This is a genomic window from Sediminibacillus sp. JSM 1682029 (assembly GCF_041366435.1).
Taxonomy (GTDB): domain Bacteria; phylum Bacillota; class Bacilli; order Bacillales; family Amphibacillaceae; genus Sediminibacillus; species Sediminibacillus terrae.
Genome location: NZ_JBEWYY010000012.1, coordinates 95,721 through 113,649 on the forward strand (window position 1 = coordinate 95,721; position 17,929 = coordinate 113,649).

At 46.2% G+C, this 17,929-nt stretch carries 17 protein-coding genes; all 17 read left to right on the top strand.

Features of this window, described 5'->3' with window-relative positions:
* Positions 1–494: 494 nt before the first annotated feature.
* The 17 genes from ABVF09_RS17115 (at position 495) to ABVF09_RS17195 (ending at position 17,612) form a co-directional block, all read left to right on the top strand.
* Positions 495–725, top strand: a complete 231-nt coding sequence (locus ABVF09_RS17115; RefSeq protein ID WP_200865446.1) for a DUF1146 family protein — start codon at positions 495–497, stop codon at positions 723–725.
* Between the two features lie 130 nt (positions 726–855).
* Positions 856–1,569: a YwmB family TATA-box binding protein gene (locus tag ABVF09_RS17120; RefSeq protein WP_026570762.1), complete on the top strand. Its 714-nt coding sequence runs from the start codon at positions 856–858 to the stop codon at positions 1,567–1,569.
* A gap of 33 nt (positions 1,570–1,602) precedes the next feature.
* Positions 1,603–2,916 carry a UDP-N-acetylglucosamine 1-carboxyvinyltransferase gene (murA, locus tag ABVF09_RS17125; protein ID WP_153463503.1) on the top strand — a complete coding sequence of 438 codons (1,314 nt, stop codon included), beginning with the start codon at positions 1,603–1,605 and terminating at the stop codon, positions 2,914–2,916.
* A gap of 605 nt (positions 2,917–3,521) precedes the next feature.
* Complete coding sequence (locus ABVF09_RS17130) at positions 3,522–4,346, top strand: M55 family metallopeptidase (RefSeq protein ID WP_026570760.1); 825 nt, start codon at positions 3,522–3,524, stop codon at positions 4,344–4,346.
* Between the two features lie 10 nt (positions 4,347–4,356).
* On the top strand, positions 4,357–5,289 hold the full coding sequence (locus ABVF09_RS17135; RefSeq protein ID WP_026771876.1) for an ABC transporter permease: 933 nt from the start codon (positions 4,357–4,359) through the stop codon (positions 5,287–5,289).
* Position 5,290: 1 nt separating this feature from the next.
* Positions 5,291–6,244, top strand: a complete 954-nt coding sequence (locus tag ABVF09_RS17140; protein WP_371069716.1) for an ABC transporter permease — start codon at positions 5,291–5,293, stop codon at positions 6,242–6,244.
* Between the two features lie 5 nt (positions 6,245–6,249).
* A complete protein-coding gene (locus ABVF09_RS17145) occupies positions 6,250–7,257 on the top strand; it encodes an ABC transporter ATP-binding protein (RefSeq protein ID WP_026570757.1) in 1,008 nt (335 codons plus the stop codon).
* A gap of 21 nt (positions 7,258–7,278) precedes the next feature.
* Entirely contained in the window at positions 7,279–8,931 is a 1,653-nt protein-coding gene (locus tag ABVF09_RS17150) for a peptide ABC transporter substrate-binding protein (RefSeq protein ID WP_026771874.1), read from the top strand.
* Positions 8,932–9,120: 189 nt separating this feature from the next.
* Complete coding sequence (locus ABVF09_RS17155; protein WP_371069717.1) at positions 9,121–10,041, top strand: S66 peptidase family protein; 921 nt, start codon at positions 9,121–9,123, stop codon at positions 10,039–10,041.
* Positions 10,042–10,066: 25 nt separating this feature from the next.
* Positions 10,067–11,170, top strand: coding sequence for a mandelate racemase/muconate lactonizing enzyme family protein (locus ABVF09_RS17160; protein WP_371069718.1), 1,104 nt, complete (start codon positions 10,067–10,069; stop codon positions 11,168–11,170).
* A gap of 2 nt (positions 11,171–11,172) precedes the next feature.
* Positions 11,173–12,108 (top strand): C40 family peptidase, encoded by a 936-nt coding sequence (locus tag ABVF09_RS17165; RefSeq protein WP_371069719.1) that lies wholly within the window; start codon positions 11,173–11,175, stop codon positions 12,106–12,108.
* On the top strand, positions 12,105–13,112 hold the full coding sequence (locus ABVF09_RS17170; protein WP_026570752.1) for an ABC transporter ATP-binding protein: 1,008 nt from the start codon (positions 12,105–12,107) through the stop codon (positions 13,110–13,112). The genes ABVF09_RS17165 and ABVF09_RS17170 overlap by 4 nt, the downstream gene beginning before the upstream one ends.
* A 257-nt stretch (positions 13,113–13,369) precedes the next feature.
* Positions 13,370–13,546, top strand: coding sequence for a hypothetical protein (locus ABVF09_RS17175; protein ID WP_153463492.1), 177 nt, complete (start codon positions 13,370–13,372; stop codon positions 13,544–13,546).
* Positions 13,547–13,582: 36 nt separating this feature from the next.
* Entirely contained in the window at positions 13,583–14,632 is a 1,050-nt protein-coding gene (gene spoIID / locus ABVF09_RS17180; protein WP_035426933.1) for a stage II sporulation protein D, read from the top strand.
* A gap of 418 nt (positions 14,633–15,050) precedes the next feature.
* A complete protein-coding gene (spoIIQ, locus tag ABVF09_RS17185; protein WP_371069720.1) occupies positions 15,051–15,956 on the top strand; it encodes a stage II sporulation protein SpoIIQ in 906 nt (301 codons plus the stop codon).
* A gap of 209 nt (positions 15,957–16,165) precedes the next feature.
* Entirely contained in the window at positions 16,166–17,221 is a 1,056-nt protein-coding gene (locus ABVF09_RS17190; protein WP_051382148.1) for an AimR family lysis-lysogeny pheromone receptor, read from the top strand.
* Between the two features lie 235 nt (positions 17,222–17,456).
* Positions 17,457–17,612: a hypothetical protein gene (locus tag ABVF09_RS17195; protein ID WP_155911876.1), complete on the top strand. Its 156-nt coding sequence runs from the start codon at positions 17,457–17,459 to the stop codon at positions 17,610–17,612.
* Positions 17,613–17,929 lie beyond the last annotated feature (317 nt).

A 17,929-nucleotide genomic window follows, 5' to 3' on the forward strand; every position in this document is an offset into this window, starting at 1 on the left:
GCTATTATTCTGAGGCAATGGCAATAACCTGAATAACCGTTCGATGACAGGTATTGTAACTCGATGCCATGGCTTAGCGAAGAGAGCTTTCGAGAGAGCCTGGATAAAATCCCCCTGCTAGCAGACGCAAGTCCGTGCCCTCCCCCAATTCAATCTTCCCCATTTTTAAACAATAATGGCAGAACGCTGTCTTAAAAACCAAAAGATGCTGATTCAATGCAAGAAAAGAAAAGCCAGTGTCGATATTCCCCGGGAAATAACAGTCATATTCGGCCGAATTCAGACAAACAGAAGGCCCGACCCTCTCCCCATCTGTAGTAATTCGAATAGCCTATCCGCCCGCCTTGTCCATTTTTACGTTTAGGTAATTTGAAATAAAGGTATTACACTACCAGAATCAAACAATCACCCGTTGACATTTCTTTTTGTCCGTGGCAATGTTTTACTAGTAAACAAACGATGCGACAACAAAAAGAAAAGGTGTGATCCAATTGATGCAATCACTTGGCCAAGAAGCGCTTATCAGTATGATTTCTCACTTGATTTTTATCATTATCACGTGGAGGGTGCTGCAAGGCATTAATTTAGAACCTCTTATTAAAAAAGGACGCATAATGGAAGCCAATATTTTGTTGATATTTATCACAATTGCAATTGGCACGACTGTAAGCAGGTTCTTTTTGGACTTCTTGCAATGGTCCCAGCAGCTAATCTTTCTTTTTTGACGCGAAGTTCACGAAAACGTGAACCGGATGTCAAATCATGACGAGAAAAGAACCGTATTTTTTTTGCTCTCCGGTCAATACTTGTGAAAGAGTCCAAGCACTCATTCATAAGCTGAGGGAGAGAATATAAATGAAAATCCGGTTCATTCTCGTGATAACAATAGGTATCATGGTTTCATTGCAATCATTCGTTCATGCATCCATACAAAAAGAACCAATCGAGCAATTGATCCAATTGGCAGAACAGGAGCAACTCCCGCTGGAAAAGTGGCAGATAGTCATGAAAGATGAACTGGACAGAAACCGTGCCCACGAGATTGCTAGAAAACTAGAAAGCTATTTCCCTGCGTCCGACATTAATAGAGAGGAAACGAGCCAGGCAGAAAAATGGACTGCCAGCAACCTCCATAAAAAAACGCAATCGACCGAAACCTTTATCATGATTGTGCCTAAAAATGAACAAGGTGGTATCCAAATCAGCTATTCACTTACGGGTGAAAGGTGGAATGAACAGACAGAGTCTTACTACCATGCTAAATCGGAGAGTGTGACTAAAGCATTATTTACTACAAATGTAAAAAAATTTGCTTGTCTGACACTACTGTCAGATGATAAAATGAATAAGGTTTATTTTTTTGAAAAATTTGTAGAAAAATTGAATGTTCAAGCACTAGATCGCATACAGGAAAAAGATTTCACCGTTCTGTCGGGTTATACCCCTTATTGGGAACAAACCATCCCCGGCAAGGACAGCCTAATGAATATCCAGCTAGCTGCTCGTGAAGATGCGAGTGGCAATACTACCATGACAATAGGAACACCTATCATAATTACTGAATATTAATATAGTGAAATTGGACGCAGAGGAGAATGAGCAGTGGAAAAAATCATCGTCCGTGGTGGGAGGCAGCTAAATGGTACCGTGAAAGTAGAAGGTGCCAAAAATGCCGTACTGCCTGTCATCGCAGCAAGTATAATTGCAAGCGAAGGAACCAGCACGATTCATGAAGTACCAGCACTAGCAGATGTTAACACGATAAAAGAAGTACTAAGCAATATGAATGCAGATATCAGCATTTCAAATAACACCGTTACAGTAGACGCAACGAAACCACTTAAGACGGAAGCCCCATTCGAATTCGTCAGAAAAATGAGAGCCTCTGTCCTTGTGTTAGGACCACTTTTGGCCAGATACGGCCATGCTAAAGTAGCGATGCCGGGGGGCTGTGCCATTGGTTCCCGGCCGATTGACTTGCATTTAAAAGGTTTTGAAGCGATGGGGGCAAAAGTCCATGTAGGCAATGGCTTTGTCGAAGTCCATTCACAAGGCAGGCTGCAAGGCGCAAAAATTTATTTGGATGTGCCAAGCGTCGGAGCTACCGAAAACATCATGATGGCTGCAGCACTTGCGGAAGGTAAAACAATATTGGAAAACTGTGCCAAAGAACCGGAAATTGTCGATCTTGCTAATTTCCTAAATAAAATGGGTGCCAAAGTAATCGGTGCAGGAACGGAAACAATCCGTATCGAAGGAGTTTCCACCTTGCACGGAGTCGAGCATACGATCATTCCCGATCGGATCGAAGCAGGAACCTTTATGGTCGGCGCTGCGATTACCGGCGGTAACGTTTTAGTAAGAGGTGCAGAAGCGGACCATTTGCGCTCACTGGTTTCCAAAATGGAGGAAATGGGTGTATATATCAAAGAAGAGGAAGACGGTCTGCGTGTCATCGGCCCGGAAAAGCTGAAGGCTACCGACATCAAGACACTTCCGCATCCAGGTTTTCCGACAGACATGCAATCGCAAATGATGGCCCTGATGTTAAGAGCAGAAGGCACCAGTGTGATTACCGAAACAGTGTTTGAGAATCGTTTTATGCACGTAGAAGAATTCCGTCGCATGAATGCGAAATTGAAAATCGAAGGCAGAAGCGTCATTGTGGAAGGTCCTGTCGAGCTACAGGGGGCAGAAGTGGCTGCAACCGATTTACGTGCAGGTGCCGCTCTCATACTAGCCGGTTTGACAGCAGAAGGTTATACGCGCGTTACCGAATTGAAGCATATCGATCGTGGCTATGTCAACTTGGCTGAAAAGTTCGCTTCGTTGGGAGCGGATATCGAACGTGTCACTGACGATGGCGAAGTGATTGTCAGTGCCGATCAACAGCATCAAACCTCTGTATCATCCTAACTAATAGAATGAAAGAGCGATTCTGAAAGGAACTGCTGTGTTGTTCAATGAACGATTCAGCGGGCTATCCGGACAGGATCGCTTTTTTTGTGTCCGGAAAGGACGAGCGTTCTAAACGAGTTTTAACATGGCGATATTACCGTGGAAATAACATGCTTTATGTGGTGAAAATTTTATCCTTAAGAAAGGAGGCAGAACTGTCCTCGTAGTAATATTGCGCTTTCTTCGGTCGGTTTCTGTGCCTCCTCCGGTTAACGCTCTGTGGGTCTCTTTGAGGCATCTCCTCTTGCATGAGTCTTCGGGTATTCCTTCTGGTCTGCTTTTTTGGTTATTAGAACGCCCTTAGTGGGTTTTTCACAATCAAGAAGTCTCTTTCCTTAAGTGAATGTTCACTATGCGAGTGTGCTGTGATAAAACGTCTTAACGCCCTCCAGGATTCCATTTATTCCCCAAAAGGCGAATTTTTGCAGCTATCCAAAAATAAACAAGCCCCTTGACAGAAGAATCGAAAGAATTGTTTAAATTTTTATAAAATTGTGTTAAAATCATGTCTATGTAAGGATTTCCATTTCTATGCTTTTACACCAAAAGAAGGAGCAGGGTAAATGAAACTTTTCTTATCAGTGGATATGGAGGGAATAACCGGGCTGCCGGATCAAACCTTCGTTGACTCAGACAAGCACAATTATGAACGCGCCCGCAAAATCATGACAGAAGAAGCCAACCATGTAATCGAAGCTGCAAGTGAATTTGGCTGTGACGAAATAGTAGTCAATGACAGCCACTCCAAAATGAACAACCTCTTAATTGACGCAATCCATCCAGAAGCATCACTCATAACAGGCGATGTAAAACCCTTTTCTATGGTACAAAATTTAGATGACAGTTACATAGGAGCAATGTTTCTCGGCTATCACGCCCGTGCAGGACAAAGAGGCGTGATGTCTCATTCGATGACGTTCGGAGTCCGCAATTTCTTCATCAACGACCAGCCTGTCGGCGAACTGGGATTCAATGCCTTTGTGGCGGGATACTACGGCGTGCCAGTTTTAATGGTGGCAGGAGATGACTGTGCCTGCCAAGAAGCAGAGCAGCTTATCCCGAACATTGTCACAGCCCCGGTCAAAACAACAATCTCCCGGTCTGCGGTCAAAACCCTTTCCCCGAAAAAGGCGGGAGAGCTGCTGCAAAGGCAGGCGGGCGCAGCCCTGGAAAACCGACAGAATGTCAAGCCGCTCACACCTCCGGACAATCCGGTGCTGCGGATCGAATTCACCAATTATGGCCAGGCGGAATGGGCCAACTTGATGCCTGGGACAGAAATCGAACCTGGAACTACTACCGTCAGATTTCCGGCCAAAAGCATCCTCGAAGCGTATCAGGCGATGCTGGTCATGACCGAACTGGCGATGCGCACGACGTTCAGTTAGGAGGGAAGCCATGCTGCGATACATAGCGAAACGATTTCTGATCATGCTGGTCACCATTTTAATCATCGTCACCTTGACGTTTGTTTTGATGCATGCGATTCCCGGTTCTCCGTTCAACCAGGAGAGGGGGACGAGTGAAGCGGTGCAGGCCAATTTGGAGGCTCACTACCATCTGGATGAACCAATGTATATCCAATACCTGCTTTACTTAAAATCGATTGTCACCTTTGATTTTGGACCATCGATCAAGCAGCCGACTTCAACGGTCAATGATTTGCTCGGCAGAGGTTTTCCGATTTCCCTGGAACTTGGATTGGTATCCGTGATCGTGGCGATTATTTCCGGAATATTGCTCGGAATCATCGCGGCCCTCCGCCATAACGGGATCATTGATTATGCTGCAATGGCGATTGCCGTGCTCGGAATCTCGATTCCCAATTTTATTTTGGCCACCCAGCTGATTCAATCGTTTGCCGTGACGTGGAAAATCCTCCCGGCGGCCACCTGGAGCAGCCCGAAGCACATGATTCTTCCGGTAATCGCCTTGGCGACGGGGCCGATGGCTATCATCGCCCGGTTGACCAGGTCGAGCATGCTCGAAGTGCTGACACAGGATTATATCAAAATGGCCAGAGCAAAAGGGTTGTCACCGTATAAAATCGTCTTTAAGCATGCTTTAAAAAATGCCTTGATGCCTGTCGTGACGATTTTGGGCACGTTATTGGCGGGTATTTTGACGGGTACCTTTGTCTTGGAGAAAATTTTCGCGATTCCCGGAATGGGCAAGTATTTTGTCGAAAGTATCAATAATCGGGACTACCCGGTGATTATGGGGACAACCGTATTTTACAGTGCTTTCCTGATCATCATGCTTTTCCTCGTGGATATTGCTTACGGTATTTTGGATCCAAGGATCAAACTGCATAAAAAGGAGGCGGAATGACATGAGTCTGGCGGAAAAACCAAAAGAACCGCAGTCTGCAGCTATCCCGGACGAATGGTTTCGCCCGCTTGATAAAAATGGGCAAGATGCAGAGAAGGTCTCCCGACCGTCGCTGTCATACTGGAGTGATGCCTGGCAGCGACTCGTCAAAAACAAGCTTGCCATGGGAGGATTGATCTTTTTGATTTTCCTCGCCCTGCTGGCAATTTTCGGACCGATTTTTTCCCCTTATTCTGTAAGGGAAATCAATCCTCCAAATCAGAATATGGCTCCATCCGCGGAGCACTGGTTCGGTACTGATGAACTGGGGCGTGATGTTTTTACCAGAACCTGGTACGGGGCGAGGATTTCCTTGTTTGTCGGACTGATGGCAGCCCTGATTGATTTCTTCATTGGGGTCGTTTACGGCGGGATATCTGGTTACAAAGGCGGCCGTGCCGATAACATTATGATGCGGATCATTGAAATTCTTTATGGTTTGCCGTATTTGCTGGTCGTCATTTTGTTGCTTGTTGTCATGGGGCCAAGTCTGGCAACGATCATCGTTGCATTGAGTGTCACCGGATGGGTCGGCATGGCCCGGATCGTAAGGGGACAGGTACTGCAACTGAAAAACCACGAGTTTGTACTGGCTTCCCAGTCGTTCGGTGCCAAATCATGGCGGATCATCCGCAAAAACCTTTTGCCTAACACGATGGGACCGATTATTGTCCAGATGACGTTGACCGTGCCGACGGCTATATTTGCAGAAGCATTTTTAAGCTTTTTGGGACTGGGAATCCAGGCGCCGTACGCCAGTTGGGGAGTGATGGCGAATGATGCCCTGTCCACCATTCTGTCAGGAGACTGGTGGCGCCTGTTCTTTCCGGCGTTATTTATCTCATTGACGATGTTTGCTTTTAATGTGTTAGGAGACGGACTTCAGGATGCCCTGGATCCGAAACTCAGGGAGTGACAACAATGGATAAAATACTAGAGGTAAAAGACTTGCATGTAACCTTCAAAACATACGGTGGGGAAGTAAAGGCGGTCCGTGGTGTCAATTTCGATTTGAAAAAAGGGGAGACTTTGGCCATTGTCGGCGAATCCGGCTGTGGAAAAAGTGTAACATCCAACAGCATCATGCGCTTGATTCCTACGCCACCCGGGAGAATCGCGAATGGTTCGATTGTTTACCGGGGCCGAGACTTGACTACTGTTTCTGAAAAAGAAATGCGGACAATACGCGGTGTCGATATTTCGATGATTTTCCAAGACCCTATGACGGCACTTAATCCGACACTGACCATCGGCAATCAGCTGACGGAAGGGTTGAAGCAGCATAAGGATATATCCGGACGGGAGGCAAAAGAGCGGGCGTTGGAAATGATGAACCTTGTCGGGATTCCGAGTCCTGAAGAGCGGCTGAAGCAATATCCGCATCAGTTCAGCGGAGGTATGCGGCAACGGGTAGTCATTGCCATGGCGTTGATTTGTGACCCTGATTTGTTGATAGCCGACGAACCGACGACTGCGCTTGACGTCACAATACAAGCGCAAATTTTGGAGTTGTTCGGGAAAATCCAGGAACGGACAGGAGTATCGATTATTCTAATCACCCATGACCTCGGGGTGGTTGCCAAAATCGCCGACAGGATTGCTGTCATGTATGCAGGTAAAATAATCGAAGTCGGAACCAAGCGGGAAATATTTTATGAACCCCAGCATCCATATACAAAAGGATTGCTAAATTCCGTTCCACGGTTGGATATAGAAGAAGATGATCTTATTCCGATCGACGGAACACCACCTGATTTATTCTCACCCCCGCAAGGATGCCCTTTTACTGCAAGGTGTCCGTTTGCGATGGAGGTGTGTGATAAAGTGTATCCCGATTCAGCGTCACTCAGCAGTACGCATGATGTGGACTGCTGGCTGCAGGATCAAAGGGCACAGCTAGTCTCTACCATGGCAGGGACAAGAAAGTAACCAAAAAAAAGGGGGATTTACATGAAGAAGGGCTTGTCGATTTTATTTGTATTGCTGGCAGTGTTCGTTTTGGCCGCTTGTACGGCCAATGAAAGCGCAGGCGAAGAGGATCAGGATTCAGGAGATCAGACAGGGACGACAGAAGAAGGAACAAGTGAAAACAGCGGAGACAAGGTGCTTCGTCTGAACAACGGGGTGGAACCGACATCCTTCGATCCGCCGGAAGGATTCGACGCAGCCTCTTGGCAGTCATTGAACAACCTGATGGAAGGACTCACCCGATTGGGTCAGGACCATAAGCCACAAGCGGCAACAGCGGAATCCTGGGATATCTCTGATGATGGATTAGAATATACCTTCCATATCCGGGACAACGCCAAGTGGTCGAATGGCGATGACGTGACGGCCGATGACTTTGTTTACGCATGGACCCGGCTGCTTGATCCGGAGGAAGGCTTTTCTTCTGCATTTCTCGGATATTTCATCAAAGGGGGAGAAGCGTTCAACAGTGGGGAAGGAAGCGCTGATGACTTAGGATTGGAAGCAGTGGACGAGAAGACATTCAAAGTGACACTGGAAGCACCGACAGGCTTTTTCCTTAATGTCATTTCCAACCCGGCGTTTTTCCCTGTCAACAAGGCTGTGGCAGAAGAAAATCCGGAATGGTATGCAGAAGCGGACACATTTGTCGCCAACGGACCGTTCAAACTGAGTGAGTGGAACCATGATAGCGACTTTACCATGGTGAAAAACGACCAGTACTGGGATAAAGACACCGTCAAACTGGATGAAGTACATTGGGCCATGGTAAATGAAACAAACACGGAATATCAAATGTTTGAAAGCGGCGATTTGGACACCTCGGAGATACCGGCTGATTTGGCTGAAGATCTGCTCGACAGCGATCAAGTGGTAATCGACCCGCAGGCTGGCACACAGTTCTACCGGTTCAATGTCAACAAGGAACCGTTCCAGAATGTAAAAATCCGTAAAGCCCTGGCCATGGCGGTCAACCAGGATGAAATTGTTGAATACGTTACGAAAAAAGGGGAAAAACCGGCTCGCGGTTTTGTTTCATACGGATTTGAAGATCCTTCCGGAAATGATTTCCGTGAAACAAATGGTGACTTGGTAGAATATGACCCGGAACAAGCGAAAAAGCTGTTGGAAGAAGGAATGGAAGAAGAAGGCTATGATGAACTTCCCCCGATTACATTGACTTATAACACAAGCGATGACAACAAGAAAATAGCAGAAACCGTCCAGCAGCGCTTCCAACAGGATCTTGGAATTGAAATCACTCTGGAAAATGCTGAATGGAACGTGTTCCTTCAAGACCAAAAGGATTTGAAACACCAGCTTTCCCGCAGTTCCTTCCTGGCTGACTATGGAGACCCGATCAACTTCCTGGAAAGCTTCGTCACAGATTCTTCGATGAACCGGACCGGTTGGTCAAATGAAAAATACGACGATTTGATTGCCCGGGCCAAGGAGGAAGCAGACGAAGAAAAACGTTGGGAGTTGATGTACGAAGCGGAAAAAGTATTGTTTGAGGAAATGCCGATTGTACCGGTCAATTTCTACAATCAAGTGTTCTTGCATAAAGATAATGTATCCGGAATTGTCCGTCACCCTGTAGGTTATATGGAACTGAAGTGGGCTGACAAAAACTAACGGATATCCTTATAGCTAATGAGATTTGGCTCAATACTGCCCGGCCTGGAATAAAGGGATTCGATCATCCGCCAGGCTGGCCGGTATGGGCCTTTTCTTGCAACAAGGTAAAGAATGGTTTGACAACAACCGTACGGTGAGATGCTCGGGAAGCTTCAGCAGTGTCCGCTGGTGGAAGAGGAGGAAGTCATGAAGTTACCAAACCGTTTGAAGGCAGGCGATACCGTAGGCCTGATCGCTCCAGCCAGTCCACCCAACCCGGCCAATCTCGAAAAAGGCATAGCCTTTATTGAATCATTGGGATTGAACGTGAAAATTGGAGAACACAGCAATGATAGATACGGTTATCTGGCAGGGACAGATGCAAATCGCCTGACAGAATTACATGAGATGTTCAGAGACCCGCGAATAGCCGGTATCATATGTATGTGCGGAGGTTACGGGACGGCGAGAATCGCCGACAAAATCGATTATCAGCTGATCGCCGCCAATCCCAAGGTGTTTTGGGGCTATAGTGATATTACTTTTTTACATACTGCATTTCAACAATGTTCCGATATGGTCACCTTTCACGGACCGATGGTTAGCTCAGATATCGGGGAAGCAGAATTTGACCCCCTCTCCCGGCAAATGTTCAACCAGCTTTTTGAACCAACAAAGATTTTGTATTCAGAGGAAATCGCCCCGTTAGAAGTGATTGCGGAGGGAGAGGCTCAGGGCGAACTTACAGGGGGGAACTTAAGTTTGCTGTGCAGCACGTTAGGAACACCGTATGAAATCGAGACGGCTGGAAAATTGCTGTTGATCGAAGATATCGATGAGGAACCATACCGGATTGACGGCATGCTCAACCAGCTGCGATTGGCCGGGAAGTTAGAGCAGGCGGCCGGTATCGTGGTCGGGGATTTCAAAAATGCTGTACCAAAAAAACGGAAAAACGCTTTGACGCTAGAACAAGTACTGAATGATTATTTAGCCGATTTGGGGATTCCAGTCGTAAAAGGATTCCGAATAGGTCACTGTCAGCCGCATGTGGCAGTTCCACTGGGGGTCCAGGCGAATTTATCCTCCAGTGGCAAGACGCTGGCCATCGAACCGGGAGTACGATGATTATGGGGAGGGAGGTATCAACCAAATGAATATACAATCGATTAAGACGGCGAGCGTAGCCGTTCCCTTGAAAAAACCGTTTAAGACAGCGTTAAGGACCGTCACCATTGCCGAATCAATCTATGTCAAAGTGACTTGTTCAGACGGCACGACAGGATGGGGGGAAGCGCCGCCCACCCACGTGATTACGGGAGACAGTCTTGCTGGGATTCAGTATGCAGTCGAAAAAGTCATTGCGCCTGCGCTTATCGGCAAGTCGCTATTGGCCATGGAAGATGTTTTTCAAACGCTTGATCAATGTATGGTAGGCAATACGAGTGCCAAAGCAGCCGTGGATATGGCGGTCTATGATTGTTTTTCCAGACACTGCGGTTTGCCGCTTTATCAATTGCTCGGCGGATACCGCAATCAATTGGAAACGGACTATACAGTCAGTGTCAATACACCGGAAGAAATGGCAGAAGATGCGGCACGTTACATCGCACAGGGGTTCACCTGTCTGAAAGTGAAAGTCGGGAAGGATGATATCGAAACCGACATCCGGCGAATCCAGTCGATTCGTGACCGTGTTGGATACAGCATTCTGATCAGGCTCGACGCCAATCAAGGATGGCGTGCAAAAGAGGCAGTCACAGCAATCCGGAAAATGGAAGAAGGAGGGCTCGATATTGAACTGGTCGAACAGCCAGTGAAAGCGGGAGATATTGTCGGGCTCAAGTTCGTCACAGACCATGTGGACACACCGATCATGGCGGATGAAAGTGTTTTTTCTCCGGAAGATGCCAGGGAAATATTGTCGTCACACTGCGCCGACCTGATCAACATTAAACTGATGAAGGCAGGCGGTATTCATAACGGGTTGAAAATTGCCAAGCTGGCTGCATCCTATGGAATGGAATGCATGATCGGCAGTATGATCGAGACAAAATTGGGTATTACGGCAGCGGCCCATTTGGCGGCAAGTCAACCGAATATCACCCGTTTCGATTTTGACGCGCCTTTGATGTTGGAGCATGATGCCGTCACCGGAGGGATTGAATATGATGGGAAAATCATTCGATTACCAGAAGAGACAGGATTGGGCATTCAACAGGTGAAACTGGCAAAGGAAAGCGAGGAGGTGCGTTAATCATGCAACAAGACAGGTGGATAATCAATGTGCCGGTGGCTACTTTATGGACAAATCCGGAAGCGCCGCGTGAGGTGGATGAACCAGGTATCCGCAATCCGGTAGATTTGCCAGCCTGGCTGACTCGTTTGAGCTACCAGACACGGCTTGACTTGTGTGAACAAAATTTGGTTCAATCCCAATTGCTATACGGAGAAGAAGTAATCGTGCTGGAGGAGAAACAGGATTGGCTGCGGGTGATCATACCGACTCAGCCATCAAAAAAAGATTCCCGAGGTTATCCCGGCTGGATACCAGCTTGTCAGGCTCAACCGCAACCAAATGCAAGACAGGTGAAAGGAAAGGCGATTGTTTCCGGCAAACTGGTCCCTTTATATGATGAAAAAGAGAATTTCCTGCTGGAACTGAGTTATTTGACGGCACTGCCGCTCCTCGGATTGACAGACTCTCAAGCAAAAGTCCTGCTGCCGGATGCGACCGCAGGATATTTGGACAAATCGGATGTGGAAATCATACCGGATGAAAAAGGAGTGATACAAGGTAGCGGCAGCGACATTGTCAGGACCGGAGAAGCTTTTATCGGATTGGAATACTTGTGGGGCGGAATGAGCGCCTATGGCTATGATTGCTCCGGCTTTAGCTACAATATGCATAAGGCCAATGGATACCAAATCCCCAGAGACGCTTCAGACCAGGCCGCACTAGGAGGAGAGGAAATCGCAGTCGATCACTTGCTGCCAGGAGATTTGTTGTTTTTCGCATACGAAGAAGGTAAAGGCGCCCTGCACCATGTCGGGATTTATTATGGCAACGGCAAAATGATCCATTCTCCGACGACTGGAAAGTCCATCGAAATCACAACTTTGGCCGGCACCGTCTATGAAAAAGAGCTATGCGGGGCCCGACGGTATTGGAAAAAGACGGAGGGGACACTATGAAACAAACCAAAAAGCTGCAAGTGAACAAGCTGAAAAAATATTTTCAAGTCGGAAAGGATGAAACCTTGAAGGCGGTCGACGATGTCAGTTTTGATGTGATTGAAGGAGAAACATTCGGCCTTGTCGGCGAGTCGGGCTGTGGCAAATCGACTATCGGCCGTACCATCATGGGACTGTATGACCGTACGGCCGGAGAAGTTGTGTTCAACGAAAAAAACGTTCATGAGTTGAAAGATACCGAAACCTTCGACTTCCATCGCAGCATGCAAATGATTTTCCAGGATCCATATGCTTCGTTGAATCCCCGATCCACCGTCAAAGAAATCATTTCCGAGCCGATGGAGATTCATGGATTATACCCGGACAAGAAAGAGCGGCTAGACCGGGTGTATCAGCTTCTGGAGGAAGTGGGACTCAGCCGGGACCATGCCAACCGTTATCCCCATGAGTTCAGTGGTGGGCAGCGACAGCGAATCGGCATTGCCAGGGCCCTGGCCCTTGATCCTGAATTCATCATTGCCGATGAGCCGATTTCCGCTCTCGACGTTTCCGTACAGGCTCAGGTCGTCAACCTTCTCCGCAAGCTGCAAAAGGAAAAAGGGCTGACGTATTTGTTTATTGCCCACGACCTGTCGATGGTCAAGCATATTTCCGACCGGATCGGCGTTATGTATTTAGGCAATATGGTCGAATTGACCAAAGCAAGCGACTTATATAAGCGTCCGCTTCACCCCTATACACAAGCGTTGCTTTCTGCAATCCCGATTCCCGATCCCGACGTGGAAGAAGGACGTGAACGGATGATCCTGGAAGGAGAACTCCCGAGCCCCATCAATCCGCCGAGTGGCTGTGTATTCCGGACCCGATGCCCGTTTGCCATGGAAGCTTGCGCCAAAATCGATCCAGTTTGGCAGGAAATCGAAGAAAATCATTATGTTGCCTGCCATTTATATAACGAAGACATCAAGAATAAAACACCGATAAAAGAAACGGTGCTGCAATAAGAACCCGCAAAACCCCGTCTGATCAGAGACGGGGTTTTGCTGTGAAACCATTATCGGTAAATGATTTGTATGACTCCAGCCCATCTCCCGTCTACTTGGGGGAAAGGCATTCATCTGCTTGTGAACAGCGAACTGGGCACTGAAGTGCAAAGCCCAGAGGAGAAAGCAAGAGACGTTCCTCTAGTCATTTAAAAAAGGTCTGGCGATTGGCAGTCCAGCCACCGGTATTCGCGATAAAACACTGGAAAGCATTATTTATGAAGAATCACCACTTTAAGTCCAACCATGAGTTACAGGTACCATACTGGTTTCAACAGTACAGTCTGATCGCCAAAATCATTCTCGGCTACTCTCCTTCCATCGAAATAGGACAATCTATCAGTATGACCGCAAGCGGCAAAAAAATAGTTCTATTGTTTTTCCTTCCTGTATAGATTAGTTAGTAGACAAACTAGAAAAGGAGGCCGCCAATGAAGAAATCAAAGCAAGCATCGACCATCAAATGGAGAGGTCCTAGCATGATTGTAGCAGCCAGCCTGATCACTATCATCTTAGTGGTGCCGACGTTAATTGTAGCTCCGTTTATCCAGGCTGGCGGTACAGCAAAACAATCCATCGACAAACAACCTGAAGCAGAACAGGTTAGCCTTAAGAAAGAGGATTCCCCGTTTGCGGTGAAGGTGTACCGCTCCAACACAGAAGAGGTAGAAACCGTTCCGCTTGAAGAGTATGTCACCCGCGTAGTGGCATCGGAAATGCCGGCAGAATTTGAACTGGAAGCGTTAAAAGCGCAAGCGTTGGCAGCAAGAACGTATATCGTCAACCACTTGACGCTTGACCCGGATGAAAACCCGAAAGGTGCCGATGTTACGGATACTGTTCAGCATCAAGTGTACAAAAGTGAAGAAGAACTGCGTGAAGTTTGGAGTTCCGATTACACATGGAAGATGGAAAAAATCACCGAGGCAGTCGCGGCAACCAAAGGTGAAATCGTCACCTATGAAGACCAGCCGATTACACCAGCCTTTTTCTCGACCAGCAATGGTTACACCGAAGACTCGGAAAACTACTGGGAAGGTGAGCTCCCTTATTTACGAAGCGTCGCCAGTCCATGGGATAAAGAGTCACCAAAGTATCTAGATCAGCAAATCTTCACTACTCAGGAAGTGGAACAAGCACTTGGTATCAAGATAGACAGCAATGCGGCAGCTGCAGCTGAAATCGAAAGGACAGAGAGCCATCGAGTCGCCTCGATTACGATCGGGGGAGAATCGTTCTCTGGAAGAGAGGTCCGTGAAAAACTCGCACTCCGTTCTAGCGACTTTGAAGTCGAGCAAAAGAAAGACCATTTGATTTTCACCACCAAAGGGTATGGACATGGCATCGGAATGAGTCAATACGGTGCCAACGGCATGGCCAAAGAAGGCAAAACCTATAAACAAATCCTGCAATACTATTACAAAGGCGCAGACATCAACAACATCGACCAAACCGCCCCGCAACTCGCATCCAACTCTTGAAAATTCTGGATAGGGTTTCATAGGGGCGGCATAGGGGTCAGTCCCTCCGAACGTGAAAATCAAGAGAAATATAGTAATAAGAGAAAACCGGGGACTGACCCCATTCCGAGTAAAACCTAAGCGGCAACCATTTTGGGGACAGTCCCCACAAAACCGAAAATGCTGCCATTCCGGCCACAAGTTGCCAATCGCCGACTGAAATAGACACTAAAACTCTTTGAGGGGACTGTCCCCCCAACCACCGCTTCCCGGCTGGAATACGGAATTGGGGTCAGTCCCCCTCCCCCCTTTTCTATCCCCTTATTTCCTGTTTGATGTATAATATCTGGAATTTGTCGAACATTAATTACTAAAAAATTTTTTAAAAATGTATATATCTCTCATTTTCTGCTCAGAATGGTAGCTGAGGTGATGATCAATGAGAGAGGAAAACAAGAACGTTTCAAAAAATGGATGGAAACGTATCTTTCGAAAGAAATGGTTTTTCCCGGCACTTTACTTGACGATGGCTGCCTTGCTTTTAACAGGAGTTTTATGGTATCAAAGTCTGGAAACCCCTGAGCAGGCAGAAAATGATTCTGAGATGGACAGCATTTCCGAGAATCCATTTGACATGGGCGAAGATGCCGAACCAGTGTTGGAGCAGCAGGAAGTGATAAAAATGCCGGTGCAGGAAGAAGCACAAGCCGAGATTGTAACGAAGTTTTATGACTATAGTGCAGATAGTGAAGATCAAGAAAAAGCACTTGTACTATACAACAATAAGTACTATCAAAGCACCGGTGTCGATATTACTGCAGCAGAAGGAGAAAGCTTCGATGTTACTGCTTCCCTGAGCGGAGAGGTTGTGGAGGTCAAAGAAGACCCGCTTTTGGGTAACGTAGTCAAGCTTTCCCACGAGAACGAAGTCACTACCTACTATGCTAGTCTGGAAGAGGTGGCAGTAGAAGCAGGAGCCAAGGTCCAACAAGGCGACGTTATCGGAAAAGCCGGTAAAAACCTGTTCGGCCAGGCAAGCGGTACACATGTACACTTTGAACTGCGGCAGGGTGATACTCCGGTCAATCCGGAATCGTACTTCAACCGCCAGCTTAATGAGCTGAAAGCTGAGTCTGCTGAAGACAGCACGAAAGAAAGTGATGCTTCTGCAGACGAAGAAACTGACAATGAGCAGGATGCTTCGACAGACGAAAGTGAAAATACTCCGTCTGATGAACAAGAGACAGATTCGGAGCAAGACAAGGAAAATAACGACGACAGCAGCGCAACGGAAGAGTCATCGGCGGGAGATCGTGAATCTTCCGCAGCGATGGCCAACGCATAAAGTGAAAACCCCGGAAAAATCCCCGGGGTTTTTTTCTGCGTAAAAAGACCTATCTGTAATTGTAGAAAAAGTCAGAAATTTGTAATATTTTGTAATATAATGTCGAACTAATGTTCGTATTTTCCTGTTGAAAAACGTAATATTTATGCGATAATTAAATAAAGATGACAAGTTAACTCACATCTTGAAAGGAAAGAAGGAGGTATGCCATGACGGGAAGCCCTTCCCGAAGTAAATTTATTGAAAGGGTCGTTGAGAAACCCATGTTAAACAAACACATGACCATAGAAGACTATGTAAATACTATCCGTATGGATTACACGGAAGACGAGGTCGTTCATATGACGAAGCTTTTTTGCATGGGTTCGACATCCGACTATGTGAAAAGGACTGGCATGGAATTTCTTTATATGAATGGTTTCTTTCAGGAACTGGACATTTTACTTCTACAAAATAAACAAAGCGTTAATCCAATTAATCGGAAATGGGCCTACCTCTATGAACTCTTCGTCCTTCGCAAGCAAAGTGCAAAGCCGAAACATGAGCTGCTGGAAGAAGTACATCATTTGAAAACGAACATAGCGGAACTGAACTGTTTAGTTGGCTTTATGAAAATCTATCTCTACTATGACTTAAATGAATTTGAAAAACTGGGTGATTATCTTGACCACCAGTCTGAACTCATCAGCGAGATAGAAGATCCCTTTTTAACCTCACTCTTTTTCGTCCGCCTCAATGAGACCTTATTTACATACTACTGGAAAAGAAACGAGTTAATTTTGGCAAGAAAGTATGCATTCCAAGTTTTAACTTATCCTTATTGCCAGGAAAGAAAAGCGAATATTCACATGCATCTTGGCTTGAGTTACTTATATGAAAACTATCTCCAATGTATCTATCACTTGGAGGAAGCTAAACGAATCGCCACTCTCTATAACAAAACCACTCTTATCAGGGCAATAGAACAACAAAACTACCCATTCATTTCGGCTCATTTTGGAGTTGTTGATGGAGTCACCACTACAGATCCAAGTGAACAAGCTCATTTGGCAATTGCCAGAGGAGACATGGATGAAGCAAAAAGAATCCTTAAACGCATTTCCTTGGAATCTCCCTTCCGAAAATACTACCTGGGTTTGGCAGAACAAGACAAAGGGATACTGCTTCGTGCCTATAACGACTTTATTGTTAAAAGAAGCGACTATTTTTTCTCACGCCTTCCCTTGTTGGCGATAAATAACAGTCGATTTAAAAACGATGCTTGAAATCTGTCGTTGAAAAGGAAGACAAGCAAGGTATTATTCGCCTATAGGGAACAAGATACATCCCGAGGCGGTTAAACCGGGTTATTCCCGGATAAAAAAGCATCATTCAGGATTTGTTCCAAATTTGGTAAGAGGATTGCTTTTTCCAGAATGGCTTCCCTGAAATCTACATAACTACCCTTTTCTGGATCGAACAATCTTTTTATAAATAAAATTTTTTAGGAGGGTTTTATTTATGGTAAAAAGATTAGTTGCATTGTTTGTGTTGGTGGTAGGTTTCGCATTGGTACAACCGGGAGCTGCCTTCCTGGCAGATGGTAAGGACAAGGCACCGGTGGATGACAAGCCGATTGTTCTTCATTACGATCCAGATTACGGTGAAATCGGTTAATACCGACTAAACTGAACAGCGCATTTTCACTGCAGGGAACATGCAGAGTAAAGATATACAAAAAAATAGCATCCCAGATGCTTCCCTCTTAACTGAACACGCTAAAAAATCTATCCCCTTGGTTTTTTAAATAGAAAAGCACCCATCTAGAGTGGGTGTTTTTTTCTTGCAAAATATGAAGGGGGACAGTCCCACTAGCGTTGCATTAATGGGTTATCTTTACTTTAATGAAAGAATATGTAATCTGTTTACAAAAATAAAAATTGCTCCTATTGTAGAAGAAGACCTAACTAGTTCCCAAATCTTCTACAAAGGAG